The organism is Streptomyces sp. DH12 (genome assembly GCF_020873895.1).
GTDB lineage: Bacteria > Actinomycetota > Actinomycetes > Streptomycetales > Streptomycetaceae > Streptomyces.
Map to the genome: position 1 here is coordinate 81,758 of NZ_JAHWGT010000006.1, position 20,197 is coordinate 101,954.

Genomic DNA, 20,197 nt, shown 5'->3' on the forward strand with positions numbered 1-20,197 from the left:
TCTGGGTGGGGTCATCGACGATCGCGATCTCCTCGCCCGCCACGTGCCGGAACATCGCCTCCGGCGAGAGGCCGGTGAGCAGGACGAAGAAGCGCCGCCGGGTCAGGCGGCTGATCGCCTGCGCGTCGAGCCCGTACTCCCGCTGGAAGTCCGCTTCGACGGCCCACCAGTACTCACGGATCGCGGCTTCGAGGCGGCTCTCCTCGCGGCCCGGTTCTGGCCCAGTGCTTTTCCCGGGTCGTCGCTGGTCACGATCGCGTACGCGTCGCTGAAGGAGATGTCCCGTCCGGACGCCTTGGCCATGCCCCACGTAATGGCCGTGAGCAGCTCGACCTGCCCCATGCCGGCCTCCACCCACTGCCCGAACGCGTCGGGCCCGAACAGCGGCTCCACCAGAGTGGCGAAGTCCTCCAGGCGGCCGTCCTCGCCGAGGTCACCGAGCGCGGCGGCGCGCTCCTCGTAGCCGAGGGGCATGTCGACGGGAACGGGCACCTCGACACCGGCGATCTCGACGGTCTCGTGGTGGAAGACCTCGCGCTTGAAGTCCTCCCAGGACTGGCGGTTGGTCATACGATCGCCGCCGTGGTGCTCGCGCCGGACCGGGTGAACGTCGCGGACCACGACACCTTGTCGTTGTTGCCGCCGCCCTGGTCGCCGAGGCTGACGTGCGCCGTCCAGATCTCCCACGTGGTGTCGCCCGGCGCGTGGAAGCGGATGCGGCCCAGGCTGTCGTCGCCCAGCAGCTCGGCCAGGGCCTCCACCTCGGCCTGGCCCGGGTCCAGGGCGCCGGTCGCCTGGTCCTGCATCCGCTTGCCCTCCAACTGGAGCGTCTTCCCGATCTGCATCTTCTGTGACTCGGCCTGGCCCTCGGACCCGAAGTCCGTGGTGTCGGTGGTCTCCTCCTCGTGGCCCTTCGAGAAGGTGTCGATTCCGGCGATCTGGATCCAGGTGTTCGGGGTGCCGAGATCCTCGATCTGAAAGATGACGTCGCGCGCGTTGTACTTCGTCGCGGTCATGGCAGGGGCCCTCCTTCGGGCATGGGTGAGAGCCCGTACGCGCGCGGCGCCGGGCAGGTGAAGAGGGGGTTGTTACACGCGGTGGGCGGTCACCGACCGGACCTCCAGCCGGTAGTTACAGACGTGCTCGTGCCGTCCGGCGTCGTCCACGCCCATCGACGCGGCGGCCGCCTGGATGGCGATGCAGGACAGCAGCAGCGTGCCGTCCGGCAGTGTGACCGGGCCCAGGCCGTGCAGCTCGGACCGGATGGCCTCGCACCGCTGGCGGGACGTGCGCGGGTCCGGCCCGCCGCGGACTCGGACCTGTACCGACGGCTCGTCGTAGCCCAGCAGCGAGTCCGCCTCGGGCCCGCCGTAGATGGTGAGGACGATCGCGGTGTCCGGCTGGTCGGGCATCGACTCGATGAACGTGTCCCCGGTGACCCCGGTCTCGTCGTAGGAGAGCAGCCCGCGGGCCTCCAGGTGCCGGGCGAGGCCGTCGAGGAGGTCAGCCACGCAGCCACCTCCGCACCGACACCGCCATCAGCCGCAGCACCACGTCCCGCTCCGAGTTCATGGGCTGCTCCAGGTACTTCGCCTGCCGTCCCGGCGCGTGCTTCCACGTCAGCTCTTCGTGCTGCCGGACGGCGTACACCGTGTCGTACGACACGACGCCCTCCAGCCCGGATACGTTGACGCGCCCGGACCGCTCCAGCGTCCCCTCGTCGAGCGGCACGAGCTTCTTCGACTCGGCGAGGACGTGCTCCAGACCGCGCTGGAGCCCCTCCGACGCCAGTCGCCGGCCGCGCGTCGTCCACTGGCGCCGCGCATCGCCCGGCCGCCACCTCGTGTACTGCGTCATGCGAGCTGCACCTCCACATGGTCCGGGGTGGGCAGGCCGCCGCCGTCGTGGCGGAGCACGGCGATGACGGTGGTCTGGTCGCCGTCAGGCAGGGTCACGCGGGACTGGGGCGGGATGTCGGGCGCATCGAGCGGCGCCCGGAGCGTCGAGGACGACGTGACCTCGGCGCCGGACGGGGCGCGCACCGTCCGCGTCCCCTGCTCCAGCAGCCCGGCCACGGTCACCTGCGGCCCGTACCGGGGGCCGTACGCCGACGCCCCCAGGTACGGCTCCACCACCACCTCGTGCCGCAGCAGGAAGGCCGGCATCCTCACGTCCACACCACCTGCGCCAGGCCGAGGCCCTCCAGGATCTCGACGGCCTCCGCGGTCAGGGCCGTGTCGTCAGCGACCGGCACCGGCACCGCCTCGGCCGGCCGGGAGAAGCTGAGCCCGCCCGCGGACACGGACGTCCACGGTCCGGCCGCCGGGTTACTGCCGTCCGCCTCAGCCGTCTCCCGGTCGGTCCACACCTCCACCTGCGCGCACACCGCGTCCCGGAACCCTTCCCGCACATCGGGGTCGGACGGGTAGCCGGACGCGTCCACGTCGTAGATCGCCGCGACCATCGCCCGGTCCACCAGCCGGGAGGCCCGCGCCAGCAGCCGCTCGGCGTTGTCCGGCGCCGGCTGCCCGGTGTACGCCTCCAGCTCAGCTGTCGTGGCGTAGACGCGGGCCATCCGTCAGCCCTCCGCCGGGGCGGGCTTGCCGGTGCGCTTCACCGCGGGCGTCGGGGCCGGCTGCTGCTCGGCGGACGGGGCCGGCTCGTCCTCGACGCGCTTCCACGCGCCGGACCCGGCCAGCCGCCGGTCCTCCCGCGACCCGGCCACGGTCCGGACCCGCTCCACCACCTCGTGCGACTCGTCACGCCGCTCATACAGAGGCATCAGGGGTGTCCTCCTTCGGTCCGTACTGCTCGATCAGCTGCGTCTTCGTGGCGTCCTCGGCCGCCTCCCTGGAGGCGCCCCGCAGGACGGCCCACTCCACCCACGTCGACTTCGCGGCGCTCTTGGCGGGCGGCTCCTCGGGCTGCGGGTTGGCCTCGGCCGCCGCGGCGACCACGTCCGGGACGTCCTCGTTGTCGACGAGCACCGCGCGGGCGAGGGCGGTCTCCCGCTGCTCCTGCGCGGCCGGGTCCCCGGGGGTGACCGGGCCCGGGTGGATCGGCTTCGGCCCGGCGCCGTGGATCTCCGGCGCGACGACGAGCGGCCCGTGGGGGTTGGCCTCGCCGGCGTTCGTCGGCGGGAGGTAGTCCTCTGGGCGCGGGTCGACGGCCGCGTCCCGCAGCCGGGTGCCGATCTGCTCCGGCTCGGAGTGCTCGCGCGGGTCGGCGGGCTCGGGCTCCTTCGGCGGCTCGGCCGGCTCGTCGATGCCGTAGCCGGCCTTCTTCGCGTACCGGATGATCATCGGGTTGTCGGTCTCGGCCCGACCGTCCTTGAACGCGAGACCGGCCGGGCCGGGCCCGGTGTACCCCTTGACGGGGCTGTGGATCACGGTCACGGCGTCACGACCTTCACGTCCCGCAGGACCGCGGCGCTCTTGGTGGCCTTCAGCGCGACACCGACCGGGCCCATCTCGACCTCGCCGGTCTTCACGGCGCCCGGGGTGGTGAAATCGGGCATGAACTGGGTGACCAGCTGCCCGCCCACCGTGCTGATGCCGTGGAACCCGTCCAGGCCGAGCCGGACGGCGTAGATGTCGGTGGTGCCCGCCACGGCGTCGGTCGGGATGACCGGGTCGGTCGATCCGGCCTTGTCACCGAGGTCGACGAGCGCGATCCCGCGCCAGGTGGTGATGGTGCGGCCGAAGACCTCGCGGGAGTCGAGCGCCGAGGCGAAGTCGCCAACGGTCTCCAGCGCGGCGAGCGCGTCGCCGTTCATCAGCAGCGCGTCCGGGCGGCCGTCCATGACGGCGATGAGGCGCCGGAGCATGGACTGCGCGGCGATGGCGGTGGCCTGGGAGTTGACGGTGGTCCAGTCGACGGCGGACCCGTCCAGCTCGGTCGCGGAGCCGGTGAGCGCCTTCGACAGGCCGTCGAAGCTGTTCGCGTTCACGGCGGTGTCGCCGTTGATCACCGCGTCGTGGAACACGGTGCGCGCGGCCTTGATCTTCTGGGACATCTGGAGGGCGACCTCACCGGTGGCGGCCGGGCCGACCCGCGCCAGGACGCGGTCGATCTGGAACGACCCGCCGAGGACCTTCAGGTCCGTGGTGTACCGCTGGCGGGTGACTTCCTGCGGCGTGTACTCGGAGTTGATGGCGCGGAACGCGGCGGTCGGCTGCGTGATCAGCCGGGTGTACCCGTAGGTGAGGGTCGCGCCGCCGCCGGCGGGGTTGACGACGTCGTCGAAGGTCATGTTGTCCAGCAGCCACGAGGACTTGCGGAACTCGTCGATGACCTGGAGGTCGATGTCGTCCTGGGTGTTGAGCTTGGCCTGCGCCAGGGTCACGGGCATGTGGTGCTCCTAGGTATCAGCCGCCCAGTCGGGCGGCGATGGCGTCGTGCAGGGAGGTGGGGCGCTGCTGGGTGCCGGGCCCGCCGGCGAAGTCGCCCCCGCCCCGCCGCGGCGCCTGGCCCGTGCGGAGCTGCGGGTTGTTCTCGACGGCGGTCTTGATGGCCTCGTCGAGCTTGGTGGTGAAGTCCTTGTCTGCGGGGTCCAGCCCCTCGACGGACTTGATGAAGCTGCGGGAGTCGAGCAGGGCGCCCGCGTCCGCCTGGTGGTTCCCAGCGGCCCGGTACGCGGCCAGCTCGATCGCCTGCGTACGAACCGTGGTCTCCAGCTCGCCGATGCGGCTGGTCTTCTCGGTGATGGTGCGGGTCAGCTCGGCGGGGTCGGCGGGCTTGTCGTCCTGGACGATCCCGAGGGCCTTGCCGATGGTCTGGGCGAGTTCCTGCCGGGCCTGCGTGGCCGCGTTCTCCTTGGCGGTCGCCCGCGACTTCCCCGCCTCCTCACGGGCCTCACGGATGACCTTCGCGACGTCTGCGGGCAGGGACTCGACCTTGCCGTCCCACCGGAACCCGCTCCACCGGTCGCCAGCCGGGGTGGCGGACTTCGCGGCGGGGGCCGCTCCAGGCTTCGGCGTCTCAGCGGCGGGCTGCTGCCCGGTGCCGGCGGCGCCTTCGCCCTCGCCGCTGCCACCCGCGATGGCGTAGATCGGGCGGCCGTCCACCCGGTAGCCGATCACCGCGCCAGCGTGGCGCGTAGCGAGCGGGTGTCGGAAAGGGAGCGTGTGCATGTGCCCTCCTGGGGCGCATCGGGCCCGCGCCTGGCGGGCAGTTCGTGGAAGCCGGCCCCACGCGTCGAGAGGTCGGCCTAGGGTGCCGCCATGTCGATTCGAATCCAGTTCAACAGCGAAGACCGCGGCGACAAGGGCCACTACGAGTACGAGGACGGAGAGGGGCGCGAGTACCGGTATGCCGTGCTGGACAGCGGCGCACTCGCGGTGTTCGAGAAGGAGGTCGGAGGTTCCATCGGGAAGGACGAGGCGCCGATCTCCGTCTACGGGCCGCATGCCTGGTTCAGCGTGAGCGGCGACCCGCGGACCAAGGCGGACGACCGTCCGGGCCGCATGACCGGCTTCTAGCGAGCCGAGCCGATCTGCTCCCGCTGAGGCTTCCGGCGCAGCACCGGGTGCGCGGCGAGGTGCTTGCGCATCTCGCCCTGCCAGGCCCGTACCTTCGCGTTCGCGCGGGTGCGGGCCTGCTCGTCCATCGCGATGGCTGTCCGCCGCTTCCACGCCCGGATGTGCCGCTCGATCTCCCGCTGGCGCTGCGTGTCCTCGTACGACGTGCTCGGTGTCGCGTGGTGCGGCGGCCGGGTCGTCACACCCGGCAGGAAGGCGCTCAAGCTGTGCCGGCAGTTCGGGTGGAAGAGCCCAGCGGCGCGGGCCTCCGTGAGGCTGCCGGCGACGTGTACGGCGACCGTTTCAGGGGGGCGGAACGCGGCCCGCAGCCCGGTCGGCTGGATCGCGTGCTCCGCGCGAACCGTGTGCGGCCCCGACTGCGTGCCGAGGGTGAGCACCTCGCCCTCCCACTGGCGGCAGAGCGGGCACTCCAGCGGGGCGTCCGACACGATGACCAGCCCCACCCGAATCTCGGCGAGCGCGTCGATGTGCCCCTCGATCGCCGCCCGTGCAGTCACGGACCGAACGGCCATCTCGGCGTAGGACGCCAGCTCCCACGACCGGCCCGCCGAGTCGACGAACCCGGTGACCCCGCGCTGCGCGAACTGGTCGAGGGCCCGCTGGGACGCCTGGCGGCGCATCAAGGCGCCGAGCAGCACCGGTGAGGTCGCGCGGGCCACGATCGACCGGTACACGTCCAGCACCGCCCGCGTGATCCTCACGTACAGGGGCCGGGTGTCCTCCGCGAACGAGGCAGCGAGCCGGTCGACGGCCGGGGCGTTCGGCAGGACACGTCGCGCCTGTAGCTCCCGGCCGATGTCCAGGCCGCCCACCTCGGCGACCGCCGCCTGCCGGCCGCGCCCGTACGCCTCGGCGAGTGCCGCGGCCACGGCCCCGTTCGCGTCGGTCTGGAGCGCGTCGGTGATCTCTTCGACAGCCTGCCGGAGGTCGCCGATGGAGCGGAGCTTGATCTCAGCCCACAGCGGGGAGTCGATGCCCTGCTCCAACGCGGCCCGCAGCCGCTCGAGGATGGCCAGTTCGGCCTCCTCGTACAGCACCGTCACCGCTCGGGCGAGGTCTTCGGCCATGGCAGGGGAGACGGGCATCAGTCCGCCTCCTCACCGCCCCGGCCGAACCCGGGCGCCCCCGGCCCCTCGGCTCCGGTCATCACCGGGTCGGCGACGAGCTGCCCGGTTTCCTTCAGGATCCGCTCGGTCTCCTCGCGGACGGCCGTGTCGTCCAGCTCGGGGCTGCGCATCCGCACCTTCATCTCGGTGCTGATGGCCTGCGCCTGCGCGTACAGGGCGACCGTTTCGGCGACCGCCTTGGGGTCCTCGCTGACCGAGTCGCCGAACTCGATCCGGGGCCGCTCCGGGACGACCTGCGATAGGCCGAGCGCCCGGTCGAGCTGGAGCACCGCGTACACATGGTCGGCCACGGCTGGCTTCTGGTAGCCCGCCTTCTGGTCACGCGTGATCATGCTCTTACGTTCGCGGGCGACCACCTCGGTCGCGGTGACCGCGGTCGAGTCGCCGAGCCCGAAGGACTGCGCCGAGTAGCCGGACGCCTGGACGGCTTGCCGGGTGAGCGCGTTCCACGTCTGCTCGTGCTCCTGGACGCGGATGGCGAACTGGTTGAGGGTCAGGCCCTCGCCGGACGTCGGGGAGGCGTTGATGCCGTGCCACACCTCCCGCTCGTCGTCGAAGAAGGCTCCCTCACCAGGGCCGAGGTTGCTGATGAAGCCGGTTGGCGCGATGATGCGGGCCTTCGCCAGGCGGACGTCCCGCATCCACGACGTGTACGTCTCGTCGAGGCTCATGAACAGGTCGCGTACGCCGTCCGACTGCCAGTCCGAGCGGCCGAGCATGCTGCCGCGGAACTTCCGGTTGGGCCTGACGTTCGGCACGTACACGGCTGTCAGCGTGTCGATGCCGGTGGTGATCGTGTCTCCGGGGCCGTCGGGGTCGAGGGAGTCGGCGATCGGTTCCAGCTCGGCGGCCTCGCTCAGGGGGATGCGGTTGCCGAGGTTGCCCGAGGTGCCTTGGTACAGGCCGTGGAGGATTCGGCCCAGCTCGTGGCGCTCCAGGTGCCGCAGCACGATCGCGCCGTCGTTGTGCACCTCGCGCCAGATGGTGACGGCCGTCAGGATGCCGTACGACCACTCAGGCAAGACTCCATCCGCGTGCGCCACGGTGGTCAGCGGGCGCTTGGCCAGGTCCAGGTTCCACGTGGCGCGCAGCACCGACCCGCCGAGCGCCGAGGTAACCTCGGCGGCCTCCCGCAAGACGTTGTGCAGTCCGCTCTCCTCGGCGATCTGCTCCCACCGACGCTGGGTGTCCGCGGTCTCGAACGTGATCGTGGGCGGCTCGGAGTACAGCAGGGCGGCTGACGTAGCGGCGATGTCCTCGGCGAGGGGCACATGGAGCCGGCCGTCCCGCATCCCGAGCGGGCGGGGCCGCTCCCAGAACCGCCACGCGCGACCGTTAGCGTCGCGCTGGACGTCGGGGGTGCCGTACGCGCGGGCGAGCTTCCTGCGGTCGCCGCTGTACCAGGCGTCCTCGATGCGCATGTCAGCGAGCTGCGCAGCGTACTGCGGGGGCGGCCAGGGGCTGTTGTTCTCAGGCAGCGGCACCGGTCGCCTCCTCGTAGTCGATGAGCCCGCGCCACTCGTGCGCGGTGGAGTGCAAGGCGTACCGCAGGGCGTCCGCCGAGTGGTCGTCCACCTTCAGCGGCTTGTCCTCGCCCCGCTCGGCCGCCTTCTCGTCCCAGGTGTAGGTGGGTAGCTCGCCGAGCAGGCCGGTGCAGGAGCGGTGGATGCGCAGAAGGCCGGAGCCGAGAGCCACGGACACGCTGCGGATGCCGTCGAGGACGTCGTTGATGGCCGGCGCGATGCCGGGGACGCGCTCGGTCCACAGCTGTGTCATGAAGCTCGCGGCAGACGGGTCCACGAAGATCCACTCAGGCCGGACCCCCCGCGCTGCGCCGTGCTCGCCGGGACGGCGGACCGCGGCGAGCCACTCGCGGACGCCTCGGGAGTACTCCGCGTCGGTGAGCTGCCGCAGCGCCGTCTTCGAGTCGTGCCGGTACTCGCTGACCGCGTAGAGGTGATCGTCCTCGCCCTGGCCGATCAGGAGGGCGGAGAACGGGTTGGTGGTGCCGTAGTCGATGCCCACGGCTGTCCAGCGGCGCATGTACGGCATGAGGTCCACCACGTGGCGGGTCTCATCGAACATGTCGTACACGGCGCCCTGAGCGAGGCACCACTCGCCGAGGATGAACCGCCGGTACCACATGCCCGTGTACTGGGCCTTGAGGCGCTCCACCCACGCGGGGTCGAGGCTGGGGTTGTCGTCGAGGGTGAAGTGCCAGTTCGTCAGGCCCACCTCCGTACCGCGCAGCAGGAAGTCGCGGCGCAGCCAGTGGAAGGGACCGTCTGGGTTGGTCGTGGCGAGGAGGCGCGACTCGGCGCCGACCCGGAGCCGGGACAGCAGCATCATCCAGAAGCTGTGCGGGAGGAGCGTGGCCTCGTCGACGTAAGCGAGGGCGATCGTGGAGCCGCGGATACGGCCTTCCGCGCGGGCGTCGGACGCGCCGACGAGGTGCACGGTGCGGCCCAGGATCGTCGCGGTGGTGGAGCCGGTGGTGTGGCGGACGTGATCCGCCAGCGGCCCGAACAGGTGCTTCGACTGAAGCGGGTCGATCAGGTTGCGTTCGATTGTCTGGAGCGTGCGCCCGACCACCACGATCAGCCCGTGGTCGGGCGCCGCGACGAGCGCGATCAGGAACGCGATCAGGGACGCGATCGTCTTGCCGGACGACACCGCGCCCGACCACAGCGCGATCGGGGCGCTCTGCGATTCGACGATGCTCGCGATCTGCTTGCGGGACAGCGGGAGGGGCAGGTCACGGAGCATCACCGTCCCCCTCGACGTCGGTCTCCTGCTGGTCGCGGTAGACGGCCGCCAGCCCGGTAAGGAGCTGCCCGACCATGCCGCGCGCGGCGCCCTCGCCGTCGTCGCTCTGCGGCGGGACGAGCTTCAGCGACCGGTCGATGGCCATGCCCGCGGCGGCCATGAGGCTCTTCTTCGCGTCGGCCGGCGGCTCGGGCAGCTCGCGCTTCTCGAAGCTGTTGTTCGAGCCTCCGAAGTTGAAGACGATCGAGGGCCGCCAGAGCTGTTCGGTAAGGCGCTCGGCGTCGCTTTGGAGGGCTTCGGCGAGGATGGCCCGCCGCTCGGCGAGGTCGGCCATGCGGGCGCGGGTGGCTGCCTCGGTGGCGGTGCGGTCGAAGTCGAGGCCCATCTCCGCGGCGAGCACGCTGACGGTACGGGGGGAGCGCTCCAAGCGGCGGGCGATCTCGTTGCGGCCGAGGCCCTGGCCGTGGAGTCGGCGGACGTCGGCGCGGTCCTGGTCGGTGACGGGCCGGTCGCCCTTCTTGAGACCCATGTTCACCTCCTGGGGGTACCGCTCTGGGTGGGCGTGGGCGATACGCTCGGCCCTCACTACGGAGGGGAGAGCTGCGATGGTGAATGTCACCGTGCGCCCGGACATCGACGCGGCCGCGGCCAAACTCGTCAGTGCGGTCGGGTCCCGGCGGGAGATCCAGCGCTTGCCGGAAGTGCTGTGGGAAGGCGAGACCGTGGAGATGCTCGCCACCGGCACGTACGGCAAGGGCCTCGGGCTGGTCGCGATGACCGACAAGCGCTTGATCTTCTTCAAGCACGGGATGCTGTCTCAGCAGGTAGAGGATTTCCCGTATGGGCGGATCAGCTCCGTGCAGTGGTCGGGGGCGATGATTTCCGGAACGCTGACGGTGTTCGCTTCGGGCAACAAGGCTGAGATCAAGCAGATGCCGAAGGATCAAGGGAAGGCGCTGGCTGACGCTCTGCGAGCCCGGTTGGCGGGAGCGGGTACGACGGGCGTGGCCCAGCCGGTGCCGGCGGCGATTCCAACTCCCGGCGCGCCGGACGTGGCCTCGCGCCTGCGGACGCTGGATGAGCTGCGGGCCGCTGGGGCGATCACGGATGAGGAGTACCGGGACCGCCGGACGAAGATCCTGGACGGCATCTGACAGCCGCTTACGGCGAAGCCCCGACCGGTGGATGGTCGGGGCTTCGTGGTGTCTGTGTCCGGGCACGCCGGAGACGCCTCCGACTGTAGGACGGTCCGTCTCGTCTCGTCAAGCGTCGGCCCGGGGCGGCAGCAGACCGGCCCCGCCGCGGCGGGGGGATGCGCGGCGGGGCCGGGTGCCGTTGTCAGAGGCGGGTGAGGGTGGACGGGTGCTCCATGCTCAGGCCGCCAGCATTCCGGGTCACCACGCCCCAGCCGGCGGCGAGGAACGCGTCGCGGAACACGTTCTCGACGGCGTCGCGGTGGGGTGCGCCGCGGTCGGCTACCCGGACGATCAGGCCGCCGGTGGTGTACGAAATGAGGATGTCTGCCGGTGGAACGTTGACGTCGAGTTGCTGGACGGCGGTGAGGGCGTCGGCGATGGGCTCGGCTGCGTCGCTGATGCGTTGGGCGCCCGTCATGGTGGTGGTCTCCTGGTCGTCGTGCGGGTGCTGACGGCGTGGGCCCCACCGCGACGGGGCGCGCGGTGGGGCCGGGGTGCCGGGCGCTACCCGGCGTGAGGGTCCAGTGTGGCAGGCGGTCAGGGCTTCTTCGGCGTGCCGAGGACGGGCTTGTCTTTCGGGCGAAGCCATCCGCCGCGGCTGGGCTGGTAGTCGGTGGCGTGCTGCTCGCGGTCCTTCGCGGTCTGCTTGTCGCGGAGTTCGGACATGGGGATGGTCTTGCGGAATGCCATGATGGCCGTCCTGTCTCTTCTGGGGATGGGGCGGGGCGGTCGGTTTGCTGGCGAGCGGGCGACCGCCCCGACGCATGGTCAGCGGCGGATGGTGTGGTGTCGGACGGTGTCGGCGGGGTCGTGGACGATGCGGCCGGAGGCGCCGATGTGCTCTACACGGAACCCCTCTCGCCGCTCGTCCGCGGGGTGTGTAGGTGTAGGTGTAGGTGTAGGCGGGCGTGTAGGTGTGCTGTGACCTGCGACAACTACACCTACAGCCGGGTCCTGAGCGACGCCCGGGAGGGGGTCGGGGAGGTCCTTCAGGCGGACCCCCGAGGTGACCGCCCCGGGGCCGGTGCCCATGCGCACCTGGTCGATGGGGATGCCGGCGGCCTTGCAGGCGGCCCGGACGGCGGGGATGTCCCACTCCTGGCTGGTGTCCTCGGTGAGGTACTGGGCGAGCACGGCGAGGTGGCTGCCGGAGTAGGTACCGCAGGTGGCCCGGACGGCGGCCGGGATGTCCACCTCGGGCGGCCCGTCGAGGAGGGTCTGCTCGTCGATCGCTTCGGTCGCTTCAGCGGGGCCCCGGGAGCGCCCGGCGCGCCACGCGGCGAGGAGCCCGACGGGGACCAGGAGCAGCATCAGCGCGGGCACGGCCCGGACGGCGCGCCACAGCAGCCACAGCCCGGCGAGGAGCAGGCCGGCCCGGATGATGCAGCCGAGGGTGGCCTGCCAGCCGGTGAGGTCGTCGCGGCGGGCGGCGCGCACCCACGCGGTGGCCCGCTGGCCGAGGCGCTGGGCGAGCTGGGTGGTGCCGTGGGTGAGGCGGGCGGCGGCGGCCTGACGGGGGTTCACAGGGTGCCTCCACCGGCGAGGGCGTGGCCGTAGGCGCCGACCGCGTTGACGGTGTCGGGGAGCCAGCCCAGCGCGGCGGCGATCCCGGGCAGGGCTGCCATGACCGTCCCGCAGATGACCCCGCCGAGCACGCGGCGCTTGTCCTTCTTGTCGCTGGCCTTGTAGAGCAGGATCACGCCGCCCAGGACGAGGGCCACGACTACTCCCCCGGCGGGGGTGAGGGTGCCCATGCGGGCGGTGGCGAGCTGGGCGGCGGCGGTGCCGACGAGCTTGCCGACCACGGTGTCGCTGGCTCCGGCGGTGAGCCCGGCGATTCCGGCGGCGCCCCAGCCGAGCGCGCCGCCGACGCAGATGGTCGCCAGGGCGCCGAGGAGCCATCCGGAGCCGTACGGCAGCAGCGCTTTGGGGTCGCGGGTGCCCTGCCACCACGGGCGGAAGTTCGCCCAGGCGATGATCACGGCGGCGGCGAGGCCGGCGAGGCTGAGGGTGGTGCCGTTCATCGGTGAACTCCTGTGAGGAACGTGATCAGGTCGAACCAGTGGAGGGCGCCGGTGAGGCCGCCGATCGCGGTGACCGCCAGGGCCCACAGGCGCAGCACGGTCCCGCCGTGGCGCAGGATGCGGCGGACGACGATGGCGAGGGGGATGAGGGCGAGGGCGTAGGCGTAGCCGAGGTGGATGTCGCGGGCGAGGTGGACGGTGTAGGCCCAGGTGCTGGCGGCGCTGTGCCCGGTCCACGGGATCGGCACGACGGCGAGGAGGAGCCCGCCGACGGCCTGCCACGGCTTCCCGAACCGGCCCAGCCACGTGGTGAGGCGCTCCCAGCGGGTCGGCTCCGGCTGGGCGTATGGGTAGGCCAGGTCCACGGTGACGCGCACCTCGACCGGGCCGGGTGCCGGCGCGGGGGCCGGGGCGGGCGCGGGCGGGGGCATGTACCGGGGCGGGGCCCCGCCGGGGTCCGGCTGCGCGGGCAGCGGGGCGCCGGCGGGGATGATCCGGGTCGGGGTGATCGGGTCGGCCATCAGGACCACTCCCACAAGGCGGCGACGGTGGCCGCGGCGACGGTCAGGAGCGCGGTGGTGCGGATCGCGGGGAGGACGTAGGTGCCGCGGGCGGTCGCGGGGGCGAGCGCGATGAGCGCGGCGCCGGCGGTGAGGGCAAGGGTGCCGAAGGCGAGCACGGCGAGGACGGCCATCAGTTGTACCCCCCGCCACCGCGGCCGACCGTGTCCGGACCCGTCTCGGGAAGCGTCGGCTGCCGCGGCGGCGTCCGCTTCGGCTTCTTCGCCCGGGACATCACGGTGCGGACGTAGCCGACGTCCACGGCGTGGCCGTGACGCGCGAGGTGGTCCGCGATGTCGCGCGGTGCCGCGCCGGGCGGCAGCGATGATGCGGCGGCGAGGATCAACTCGCTCTTGCTCGTCCCGGCGGGCGGCGCCCACACGGCGCTGACCTGCGGGGTATCGGGCGTATCAGCGGGTGCATCATGCGGCGCTTCAGCGTCCGCATCAGGTGATGCGCTCGTGCGGTGCCCGGTCGTGAGGGCGGCGGTCTCCTCCATCCCGGCGAGTTCGCGGCGGACGAGGCCGAGGGCGCGGCGGGCCTGGAGTTCGGCGCGCTGCTGGTCGACCCACTGCTGATCGCGGGTGCCGAGCGGAAGCGCGGTGTGCTGGAGGCGCAGGGTCCACAGGGCCTTGGCGATGAGGGACACCGCGGCGCCGACGAGCCCCACGGCCCACTGGTCGTCGATGACGTGCTCGGCGGCGATCGCGGCCATGGCGAGGAGGAGGGCGACGTGGCCGGCGCGGCGCGGCGGGGCGGCGCGCTTGGGGTCGTAGCGGGCAAGCCACTCCAGGGCCATGCAGGCGATCCACGCGGCGTCGAAGCAGGCCGCGGCGGCGTAGGCAGGGAGTTCGTCGACGCGGCGGTCGAGGAGGCTGCCGATCGAGGCGGTCGACCAGACGATGGCCGCGGTGAGCATGAGGACGAGGAGGATGTCGACGCCGCGGCGGATGGTGGTGTCCCAGTCGTGGGGCGGGGCGGGGATGGTGATGTCGACGGGGTCGTTGACGAGGGTGGTGCGGCCGTCGATGGTGTGGGGCACCCAGCGGTCGCGGCGTTCGGTGCGGAAGCGCATGGTGCTGCTCCGGGAGTGTGGGGGCCGGGCCCGCCGCTGTGGGGTGGGTGGGGGCCCGGCCGGTCGGTGGGGTCAGACGGTGGGCGCGTCCGCAGTACCGCCGAGCGGGAGCGGCTGCACGCGCCACAGCACGTCGGCGGCGGGCGGCATCGCGGCGCCGGGCGGGTGGGTGGTCCACCCCGAGCGGGGCGCGCCTTCGGCTTCGGCGGCGGCTTCAGCGGCCTCCAGGGACGCGTGGACGCTGTGCAGGGCGCCCCGGCGGAACAGCACGTACACGCGGTCCAGGGCGGCGTTCTGCTTGCGGGCGGTACGCAGCAGCGCCCGCAGGACGGCACGGTCCTCGGTGTCGAGGAGCGCCTGGGCGCGCAGGGCCTTCAACTCGCCCTCGGCGCGGTCGATGGCCTGGGTGTACCGGGCGACGTTGCGGCGCTGCTCGTTGATCTTGGCGCGGGCGGCGGTGGCATCTGCCTCCGCTTCGGCGAGGTCGGCGCGGAGCGCGCGCAGGGTGCGGGTACGGACGAGGGTGAACACGGGGCTCCTCCGGAGCGGACGAAGGTCGGGCCCTGCTGGCGTGGTCTGGGCCCGGCTGGTCGGTGGGCGAGGTCAGACGGTTCGGCCGATGAGGTAGGCGAGCAGCAGGAAGGGTCCGACGATGCCGAACAGGTAGATGGCGCGCATGGTGGCGGTCTCCTCAGCGGCGGGTGTTGGCGCTGGCGGAGTCCTGCGCGTGGCTGATGGCGAGGGCGTGCTGGTCGCGGGCGGCGGCCTGGGTGGTGGGCGACTGGGCGGCCTGGTAGTCGGCGGCGGCCTGGGCCTGGAGGTCGCGGACGCGGCGGGGGGCTTCGTCCTGCTGGGAGGTCTCGGTACGCTTCATGGGCCTGCTCTCTGGGATCGCTTCGAGAGGGTGGGCAGGCCCCGGCCACATGGAGGTGCAACTCCGGCCGGGGCCTTCGTCGTGCAGGCTCCACCGTAGGGAACCTGCTTTACAGTGTCAACGAGGTTGGGCAGGATGGAGCCTATGCCGGACAAGGACGGGCCGGAGGAGACGGAAGGGAGCAGGCTGGTGAACCTGTCGCAGCTTGCCGACGAGCTGGGCGTGACGCGGCAGTGGCTGCACACGCTTCGGACGAAGGACCCGGCGTTCCCGCCGTCGCGCAGGAAGCCGGGGAGCACCCGGGAGTTCTGGGACCTGGACGAGGCGCGGGCCTACTACGACTCGCGCGACAAGCGGCCAGGCTGGCGGACCGATATCAAGGGCGCGCCGCCCGCCGCCGAGTAGCCCCGCGCACGAACAGGCCCCCACCCGTCTGGGTGGGGGCTCGCTGCTGTCCGGGTGCGGCCGGGCCGGTCCGGATCGACGATGGGTCCATGACCGGACCTCCCGTGGTCGTGTACCCGCCGTCGCCGTCGGGCGGGCGTCGGGTGCGTGCGGACGGGGAGATCCTCGGCCTCGCGTACAACCTCACCGACCTGGTGGAGTTCTTGCGCCGGGCCGGCCTGGACATGGAGCCCGAGGACGCCGCGGTGTCGCCGCTGATCGAGTGGCGCGGCGGGGACGCGAACGTGTGGGGCCCGCCCCCACCGCCCTGACCTACGCGACGGCGTGCTCGGGGGCGTGCCAGGTGTCGCCGCAACCGCGGCAGCGGGCGAGGGGTCGGGCGCCGGCGCCGCCGTGGACGATGATCTGCCCGCCGCAGCCGGTGCAGGGCCGGGCGAGGGCCGCGGTCCCGTCGTGGAGGTCGAGGGCGGTCTCGATCCGGCGGGCGGCCTCGGCGGCGATGCGGTGGATCCAGGCCCGCTGTGCGGCGGTCAGGGGCGTCCAGGGCCCGGGGCGGCCCTCCACTACCGCGAGGAGCCACAGGGCGGCGTGGGGGGCTGTGCGGCGCCGTCCCGGGGCGCCCCAGCGGCGGGGGTCGGCAGCGTCCTCGGCGGCGAGCCGGTTGCGGCGCTCCCGCTCGGCGATCGGCCACGTCTCTGGGGCCCGGCCCATCGGGGGCCGCTGAAGTGCCGCCGCGGCCTGGTCGGCCAGCTCGACGAGCGCGGCCTCCACGGTGCGCATCGTGTCCAGGATGGGGATGGACAGCGGGGCGGCGGTGTGGCCGATCTGGGCCGGGTCGCGCTCCAGCGCCCGCAGTTGCCCGGCCGCGGTGTCGTGCAGCTCCAGCGCGGTGAGGTAGGCGCGGAGGGCGGTGGGGGGCCAGGTGGTGGGCGTGGTGGCGAGCGCGGCGCGAAGGTCGGCCCAGCCGGTGGCGATGGTGCGGAGGTGCTGCGCGGTGGTGGTGGCGGTGTTCACTGCGGGCTCCTGTGGTGCGGCGGTACGGTGGCGGAGCTGGGGGGCGCGCCGGTCCTGGGGAGGTCTGGGCGCGCCCCTGTCGTCGTGTCAGGTGGTGTGCGGACCGGTGAGAACAAGCACTTCGATCCGCTTGTCGCAGAGGGCGACGATCTTTTCGGCCCAGTCGAGGGTGAGCGGCGCCCGGCCGGTGAGCATGTGGCTGAGGTGCTTCGTGGACAGGTCGAGCTGACGGCAGGCGGATGCTTGGCTGATGCGGGCCTCGGCGAGCGCGGCGCGGACTTGCTCCCGCAGTGCCTGCTCGGCTTGCCCGGTCCTCCTCGGGATGGGCATGGCGCCTCCTCTCGGTGCGGGGCCGGGGCGCCGGGGTGGGCGCCCCGGCGGGGTCAGGACTGTGGGGCGGACCGGGCCGGCCCGTCGAGGGCGATGCGGACGGTTTCCATGGCGGCGTCCCAGCCGCCCGGCCAGGCCCCGGTGGTGGGCGATCCGGGCGGCGGCGGGGTGTCGGTGGCGGCACGCACGCGGTCGAGGGCGGCCTGGGCGGCCCACAGGTCCGGGAGGATCGCCTGGACGTGCCGCTTGTTGCCGGCGGCGACGTGCTCCAGAGTCTCGATGCGCGCGTGCAGCTGCTCGACGTGCTCCCGGAGGGCGGTCGCCTCGGTGGTGGAGAGTACGCCGCGCTCGGCTCGGGTGAGGAGGACGCTCAGCGCGTCCGGGGTGGCGGTCACAGGGTCTCCAGGACGTCGTGGATGGTCCGGCCGGTGGGGGTGTCGCCGCGGGCGGGGCTGCCGAGCAGCGGCTCCCAGGTGGCCCGCATGGTCTCGGCGCACTCGGTCAGGAACGCGCGCACGGCGGGCTCGTCCGCCTCGGTGACGGCGATGGCGTGCGAGCAGTTGAAGCCCTTGCGCTGGATGACGAAGAAGAGCAGCAGCGTGTCCGCCGGGACCTGCTCGCCGGGCTCGTAGTCGTCCGGGTCGGGCCGGTGCCAGTCCCAGCGGAAGAGGAGGCTGAGGTCGCGGTCCCCGGTGACGAACAGGGTCTCGGCGAACTCCTGCCACGAGGGCCATCGGGTGTGCTGGCCGGTCTTGAAGTGGTTGCCTTCGGCGCAGTAGTACGGGTGGTCGACGTCCCACAGGCGCGTGCTCACGGGCGGTGTCTCCAGTCGTAGATGCGGCGGGTGAGGGTGTAGGCGCCGGCGGTGGTGGCCGAGACGGCCAGCCACACGCCGGCGAGGTACAGGACGGTGGTCGTCATCGCGGGGCGTTGGCGAGGTCGAGGAGCACGTCGGCGTGGCACGGCTGGTCGAGCGGGCACCAGCAGAGGAGGTCCCGGCCCGCCAGCTCGCGGCGGATCTCGGCAGCGGGAGGAAGGGCGACGGGCCGTCGCACACCGTCGGTGCCCTCGACTACGAGCCCGCCGTGTCGCATGCCGAGGCGGAAAAACATCGTGGCTTCTTCACGTGTCGCCACGAACTTGGATGTCGTGCAGCGTTGCCCGTCACGCCAGGTGGGACCGGAGGACACCCACAAACCGAGGGCGGCCGGGTTGCCCCACCGGCTGCCGCGGCCGACGTACACGGCGCCGAGGGGGTTGGTGGTGTGGTTGGCGGCGCGCCAGCCCTTGGTGCGGCGGCGCTGGATACGGGCGGCCATCAGTGGGCGTCCTCGGCGGACCGGGCGGCGGCCGGCTGCTCACCGGGGTGGGTCTGGTTGACGACGCGGTGGGTCGGCGGCTGGCCGATGCCGGGGCAGGGGCGGCCGTGCCACTGGTGCTGGCCCATGACGCCCGCCTTGGTCATGGCGCGGTCCTTGCCGCAGTGGCGGCACCAGCCGCGCGGGCGCGGGGGCTGGGACACCTGCGGGTAGACGATCCGGTAGGTGGGGTGGTCCCAGATGGTGCGGCGCTGGCCGTCGATGCGGATGTGGAGGTATCCGCCGCCGCCCGCTCCGACGATGGTGGCGGGCTTGCCGTCGTAGGTGATGCGCATCTTGTGGCGGGCGGGGACGCCGTACTGGCGGCGGATCCATTCCATGGTGCTGGCCACGGTGGGTGTCTCCTCGGGGTGGTGTGGTGGGATGGGTGCCGGGCCGCCCTGAATCCCGCAGGGCGGCCCTCTGCGTGCGGGTCAGGCGGTGTGGCGGTCCTCGTCCCGCCAGCGGTGGACAGTGCGCCGGACGACGCCCGTGCGCTCCGCGATAACCCGGGAGCTGAGCCCGGCCTCCGTCATCCGTCGGCACGCCTCCAGCGCCTCCTGGCGGGTGAGGACCGGGTAGGGGGCGTAGCCGCGGACGACACGCTCGACGGCGAGTTCGTCGATCTCCGGGTCCCTCGGGCGCTGCACCTGGGGCTTGCGGGTCTTGTCCGGGTCGGGGGACGGTTCCCGGGTGAGCGCGTCGAGGGCGTCGCTGAGGTCGTCGGCCAGGCTGCGCCACAGGGCGGCCTGCTCGGGGTCGCGCCGCTCGGCGCGGGTGGCGGCCCGGAGGAGGGTGTCCGCGAGGTCGGCGGCGTCGTGGGTGGTGGGCAGGTTCAGCGTCAGGCGGAGCACGGGTGGTCCCTTCGCGGGCGGAGTGGTGTGGAACCGGATGCGGTCAGGCGGGGACGGCCGCGGGGGTGGTGGCGGCGTGGATGAGGGCGGCGCCGAGTGGTACGGGGCAGGCGTTGCCGATCTGCTGGGGGATGTCGCGTCCGGTCCAGGGGTAATTCGCGGGAAAGCCCTGGAGGGCGCCGGCCTCGGCGTGGGTGAACCGCGGGAGGTCGCGGCCGTCCGCGTCGAGCACGCGGTTGCGGCTGACCTTCCCGGTGACGGTGAACGCGGGTTCGCTGCTGTGGCGCCTGCCGCGCGCCTTGGGGTCGCCGCCGGTGCCGTAGTTCGACACGACGGTGAAGTCCTCGCCGCGGTCGAGGACGTCGGCCATGGCGACCGTCGGCAGGAGGTGTTCGTCCCCGGGGCGGGGCGGCCAGCGGCGGTGGGTTGGCGCGGGCAGGGCGACGACGTCGTACAGGTTGGCGACGAGGACGGCCCGGCGGCGGGTCTGGGGGACGCCGTACTGCTCCGCGGAGAGGATCCCGCAGGCGACGGAGTAGCCCTCGGTGGTGAGGAGTTCGGCGTAGGTCTGCCACACGGGCAGGGCCTGGGGGACCTGCTCCAGGACGATCGCCCGGTAGGGGCGGCCCTCGTCGGCCGCGTCGAGGATCCAGCGCAGCGGTTCGAGGACGAGGAGGGACCGCTCGTCGAGCCCGTCGGCCGGGGAGAGGGTGCGGCGGGCGGCCATGGCGCGGGCCCGGTGGAGGAGCGCGGTGAGCGCGGTGCGTCCGGTGCCGGTGCCGGCGACGGAGTAGGTCTGGCACGGGGGGCCGGCGGTGAGGGTGGTCGCCTCGGGGAGGTCGTGGATGGTGAGGTGGCGGACGTCGGCGTTGATGGTGGGGAGCCCGGCGTTGCGGCGGGTGGCGACGGTGTGGGGGTCCAGTTCGATGCCGAGGGTGGGGTGTCCGAGGGTGTGGGCGGGGTGGTCGAGTCCGCCGGGGCCGGCGAACAGGGCGTGCATCACGGTGGGCTCCTGTCGGGTGGGTGGTCAGGTGGGGGTGTGGCTGCCGGGGCAGGCCCGGCCGTGGGAGCGGG

General features: G+C 72.9%; 35 protein-coding genes. 4 read left to right on the forward strand and 31 right to left on the reverse strand.

Annotated features, from left to right (window positions below; all coding sequences use genetic code 11):
* Window positions 1-102: 102 nt before the first annotated feature.
* From LPA54_RS07240 to LPA54_RS07285, 10 genes are all read right to left on the reverse strand, one after another.
* Window positions 103-570 carry a hypothetical protein gene (locus tag LPA54_RS07240; RefSeq protein WP_228974944.1) on the reverse strand — a complete coding sequence of 156 codons (468 nt, stop codon included), beginning with the start codon at window positions 568-570 and terminating at the stop codon, window positions 103-105.
* Window positions 567-1,016 (reverse strand): phage tail tube protein, encoded by a 450-nt coding sequence (locus tag LPA54_RS07245; protein WP_228974945.1) that lies wholly within the window; start codon window positions 1,014-1,016, stop codon window positions 567-569. The genes LPA54_RS07240 and LPA54_RS07245 overlap by 4 nt, the downstream gene beginning before the upstream one ends.
* A gap of 72 nt (window positions 1,017-1,088) precedes the next feature.
* Window positions 1,089-1,511 (reverse strand): minor capsid protein, encoded by a 423-nt coding sequence (locus LPA54_RS07250; RefSeq protein ID WP_228974947.1) that lies wholly within the window; start codon window positions 1,509-1,511, stop codon window positions 1,089-1,091.
* The gene (locus tag LPA54_RS07255) at window positions 1,504-1,857 is read right to left on the reverse strand and encodes a minor capsid protein (RefSeq protein WP_228974948.1); all 354 of its coding nucleotides are present in this window, start codon (window positions 1,855-1,857) and stop codon (window positions 1,504-1,506) included. Before LPA54_RS07255 ends, LPA54_RS07250 begins: the two co-directional genes overlap by 8 nt.
* Window positions 1,854-2,165, reverse strand: a complete 312-nt coding sequence (locus tag LPA54_RS07260) for a hypothetical protein (RefSeq protein ID WP_228975204.1) — start codon at window positions 2,163-2,165, stop codon at window positions 1,854-1,856. The genes LPA54_RS07255 and LPA54_RS07260 overlap by 4 nt, the downstream gene beginning before the upstream one ends.
* Before the next feature lie 2 nt (window positions 2,166-2,167).
* The gene (locus tag LPA54_RS07265) at window positions 2,168-2,575 is read right to left on the reverse strand and encodes a hypothetical protein (protein WP_228974950.1); all 408 of its coding nucleotides are present in this window, start codon (window positions 2,573-2,575) and stop codon (window positions 2,168-2,170) included.
* Between the two features lie 3 nt (window positions 2,576-2,578).
* The gene (locus LPA54_RS07270; protein ID WP_228974952.1) at window positions 2,579-2,782 is read right to left on the reverse strand and encodes a hypothetical protein; all 204 of its coding nucleotides are present in this window, start codon (window positions 2,780-2,782) and stop codon (window positions 2,579-2,581) included.
* Window positions 2,769-3,395 (reverse strand): hypothetical protein, encoded by a 627-nt coding sequence (locus LPA54_RS07275; RefSeq protein ID WP_228974955.1) that lies wholly within the window; start codon window positions 3,393-3,395, stop codon window positions 2,769-2,771. The genes LPA54_RS07270 and LPA54_RS07275 overlap by 14 nt, the downstream gene beginning before the upstream one ends.
* Window positions 3,392-4,351: a major capsid protein gene (locus LPA54_RS07280; protein WP_228974958.1), complete on the reverse strand. Its 960-nt coding sequence runs from the start codon at window positions 4,349-4,351 to the stop codon at window positions 3,392-3,394. Before LPA54_RS07280 ends, LPA54_RS07275 begins: the two co-directional genes overlap by 4 nt.
* Window positions 4,352-4,367: 16 nt before the next feature.
* Window positions 4,368-5,132 carry a hypothetical protein gene (locus LPA54_RS07285; protein WP_228974960.1) on the reverse strand — a complete coding sequence of 255 codons (765 nt, stop codon included), beginning with the start codon at window positions 5,130-5,132 and terminating at the stop codon, window positions 4,368-4,370.
* A 90-nt stretch (window positions 5,133-5,222) separates the two neighbouring features.
* Between LPA54_RS07285 and LPA54_RS07290 the strand changes: the two genes are divergently transcribed.
* Complete coding sequence (locus LPA54_RS07290) at window positions 5,223-5,480, forward strand: hypothetical protein (RefSeq protein ID WP_228974961.1); 258 nt, start codon at window positions 5,223-5,225, stop codon at window positions 5,478-5,480.
* On the opposite strand, the gene LPA54_RS07295 is transcribed toward LPA54_RS07290, so the two are convergent.
* From LPA54_RS07295 to LPA54_RS07310, 4 genes are read right to left on the reverse strand one after another with little or no spacing between them, the layout of a single operon-like run.
* Window positions 5,477-6,625, reverse strand: a complete 1,149-nt coding sequence (locus LPA54_RS07295; RefSeq protein ID WP_228974962.1) for a phage minor capsid protein — start codon at window positions 6,623-6,625, stop codon at window positions 5,477-5,479. The genes LPA54_RS07290 and LPA54_RS07295 overlap by 4 nt on opposite strands.
* Entirely contained in the window at window positions 6,625-8,151 is a 1,527-nt protein-coding gene (locus tag LPA54_RS07300; RefSeq protein ID WP_228974964.1) for a phage capsid protein, read from the reverse strand. The genes LPA54_RS07295 and LPA54_RS07300 overlap by 1 nt, the downstream gene beginning before the upstream one ends.
* Entirely contained in the window at window positions 8,138-9,433 is a 1,296-nt protein-coding gene (locus tag LPA54_RS07305) for a PBSX family phage terminase large subunit (RefSeq protein WP_228974965.1), read from the reverse strand. The genes LPA54_RS07300 and LPA54_RS07305 overlap by 14 nt, the downstream gene beginning before the upstream one ends.
* Window positions 9,423-9,962: a helix-turn-helix domain-containing protein gene (locus LPA54_RS07310; protein WP_228974967.1), complete on the reverse strand. Its 540-nt coding sequence runs from the start codon at window positions 9,960-9,962 to the stop codon at window positions 9,423-9,425. Before LPA54_RS07310 ends, LPA54_RS07305 begins: the two co-directional genes overlap by 11 nt.
* 76 nt (window positions 9,963-10,038) lie before the next feature.
* On the opposite strand from LPA54_RS07310, the gene LPA54_RS07315 reads away from it, so the two are divergent.
* A complete protein-coding gene (locus LPA54_RS07315) occupies window positions 10,039-10,587 on the forward strand; it encodes a PH domain-containing protein (RefSeq protein WP_228974969.1) in 549 nt (182 codons plus the stop codon).
* 184 nt (window positions 10,588-10,771) lie between these two features.
* Here the strand turns inward: LPA54_RS07315 and LPA54_RS07320 are convergent, their stop codons facing one another.
* The 9 genes from LPA54_RS07320 to LPA54_RS07360 form a co-directional block, all read right to left on the reverse strand.
* A complete protein-coding gene (locus LPA54_RS07320; RefSeq protein ID WP_228974971.1) occupies window positions 10,772-11,047 on the reverse strand; it encodes a hypothetical protein in 276 nt (91 codons plus the stop codon).
* Window positions 11,048-11,166: 119 nt separating this feature from the next.
* Window positions 11,167-11,319 carry a hypothetical protein gene (locus LPA54_RS07325; protein ID WP_228974973.1) on the reverse strand — a complete coding sequence of 51 codons (153 nt, stop codon included), beginning with the start codon at window positions 11,317-11,319 and terminating at the stop codon, window positions 11,167-11,169.
* Window positions 11,320-11,397: 78 nt separating this feature from the next.
* Window positions 11,398-12,153, reverse strand: a complete 756-nt coding sequence (locus tag LPA54_RS07330; protein WP_228974976.1) for a hypothetical protein — start codon at window positions 12,151-12,153, stop codon at window positions 11,398-11,400.
* Window positions 12,150-12,653: a hypothetical protein gene (locus LPA54_RS07335; protein WP_228974978.1), complete on the reverse strand. Its 504-nt coding sequence runs from the start codon at window positions 12,651-12,653 to the stop codon at window positions 12,150-12,152. The genes LPA54_RS07330 and LPA54_RS07335 overlap by 4 nt, the downstream gene beginning before the upstream one ends.
* Window positions 12,650-13,174, reverse strand: a complete 525-nt coding sequence (locus LPA54_RS07340) for a hypothetical protein (RefSeq protein WP_228974980.1) — start codon at window positions 13,172-13,174, stop codon at window positions 12,650-12,652. The genes LPA54_RS07335 and LPA54_RS07340 overlap by 4 nt, the downstream gene beginning before the upstream one ends.
* The gene (locus tag LPA54_RS07345) at window positions 13,174-13,347 is read right to left on the reverse strand and encodes a hypothetical protein (RefSeq protein ID WP_228974981.1); all 174 of its coding nucleotides are present in this window, start codon (window positions 13,345-13,347) and stop codon (window positions 13,174-13,176) included. The genes LPA54_RS07340 and LPA54_RS07345 overlap by 1 nt, the downstream gene beginning before the upstream one ends.
* Window positions 13,347-14,288, reverse strand: a complete 942-nt coding sequence (locus tag LPA54_RS07350; RefSeq protein WP_228974983.1) for a protein transporter Sec31 — start codon at window positions 14,286-14,288, stop codon at window positions 13,347-13,349. The genes LPA54_RS07345 and LPA54_RS07350 overlap by 1 nt, the downstream gene beginning before the upstream one ends.
* Window positions 14,289-14,360: 72 nt before the next feature.
* Window positions 14,361-14,819, reverse strand: a complete 459-nt coding sequence (locus LPA54_RS07355) for a hypothetical protein (RefSeq protein WP_228974985.1) — start codon at window positions 14,817-14,819, stop codon at window positions 14,361-14,363.
* A 160-nt stretch (window positions 14,820-14,979) separates the two neighbouring features.
* The gene (locus tag LPA54_RS07360) at window positions 14,980-15,162 is read right to left on the reverse strand and encodes a hypothetical protein (protein WP_228974987.1); all 183 of its coding nucleotides are present in this window, start codon (window positions 15,160-15,162) and stop codon (window positions 14,980-14,982) included.
* A 144-nt stretch (window positions 15,163-15,306) separates the two neighbouring features.
* On the opposite strand from LPA54_RS07360, the gene LPA54_RS07365 reads away from it, so the two are divergent.
* Window positions 15,307-15,567 carry a hypothetical protein gene (locus LPA54_RS07365; RefSeq protein WP_228974989.1) on the forward strand — a complete coding sequence of 87 codons (261 nt, stop codon included), beginning with the start codon at window positions 15,307-15,309 and terminating at the stop codon, window positions 15,565-15,567.
* An 89-nt stretch (window positions 15,568-15,656) separates the two neighbouring features.
* Window positions 15,657-15,878 carry a hypothetical protein gene (locus LPA54_RS07370; RefSeq protein WP_228974991.1) on the forward strand — a complete coding sequence of 74 codons (222 nt, stop codon included), beginning with the start codon at window positions 15,657-15,659 and terminating at the stop codon, window positions 15,876-15,878.
* Between the two features lies 1 nt (window position 15,879).
* On the opposite strand, the gene LPA54_RS07375 is transcribed toward LPA54_RS07370, so the two are convergent.
* From LPA54_RS07375 to LPA54_RS07410, 8 genes are all read right to left on the reverse strand, one after another.
* Window positions 15,880-16,581 (reverse strand): hypothetical protein, encoded by a 702-nt coding sequence (locus tag LPA54_RS07375; RefSeq protein WP_228974993.1) that lies wholly within the window; start codon window positions 16,579-16,581, stop codon window positions 15,880-15,882.
* Between the two features lie 87 nt (window positions 16,582-16,668).
* Window positions 16,669-16,911, reverse strand: coding sequence for a helix-turn-helix transcriptional regulator (locus LPA54_RS07380; RefSeq protein WP_228974995.1), 243 nt, complete (start codon window positions 16,909-16,911; stop codon window positions 16,669-16,671).
* 53 nt (window positions 16,912-16,964) lie between these two features.
* Window positions 16,965-17,306 carry a hypothetical protein gene (locus LPA54_RS07385; protein WP_228974997.1) on the reverse strand — a complete coding sequence of 114 codons (342 nt, stop codon included), beginning with the start codon at window positions 17,304-17,306 and terminating at the stop codon, window positions 16,965-16,967.
* Entirely contained in the window at window positions 17,303-17,725 is a 423-nt protein-coding gene (locus LPA54_RS07390) for a hypothetical protein (RefSeq protein WP_228974998.1), read from the reverse strand. The genes LPA54_RS07385 and LPA54_RS07390 overlap by 4 nt, the downstream gene beginning before the upstream one ends.
* A gap of 103 nt (window positions 17,726-17,828) precedes the next feature.
* A complete protein-coding gene (locus tag LPA54_RS07395; RefSeq protein ID WP_228975000.1) occupies window positions 17,829-18,230 on the reverse strand; it encodes a DUF4326 domain-containing protein in 402 nt (133 codons plus the stop codon).
* Window positions 18,230-18,622: a hypothetical protein gene (locus tag LPA54_RS07400; RefSeq protein WP_228975001.1), complete on the reverse strand. Its 393-nt coding sequence runs from the start codon at window positions 18,620-18,622 to the stop codon at window positions 18,230-18,232. The genes LPA54_RS07395 and LPA54_RS07400 overlap by 1 nt, the downstream gene beginning before the upstream one ends.
* Before the next feature lie 81 nt (window positions 18,623-18,703).
* Window positions 18,704-19,123: a helix-turn-helix domain-containing protein gene (locus LPA54_RS07405; RefSeq protein WP_228975003.1), complete on the reverse strand. Its 420-nt coding sequence runs from the start codon at window positions 19,121-19,123 to the stop codon at window positions 18,704-18,706.
* Window positions 19,124-19,166: 43 nt separating this feature from the next.
* Window positions 19,167-20,123, reverse strand: a complete 957-nt coding sequence (locus LPA54_RS07410; RefSeq protein WP_228975206.1) for a DNA cytosine methyltransferase — start codon at window positions 20,121-20,123, stop codon at window positions 19,167-19,169.
* Window positions 20,124-20,197 lie beyond the last annotated feature (74 nt).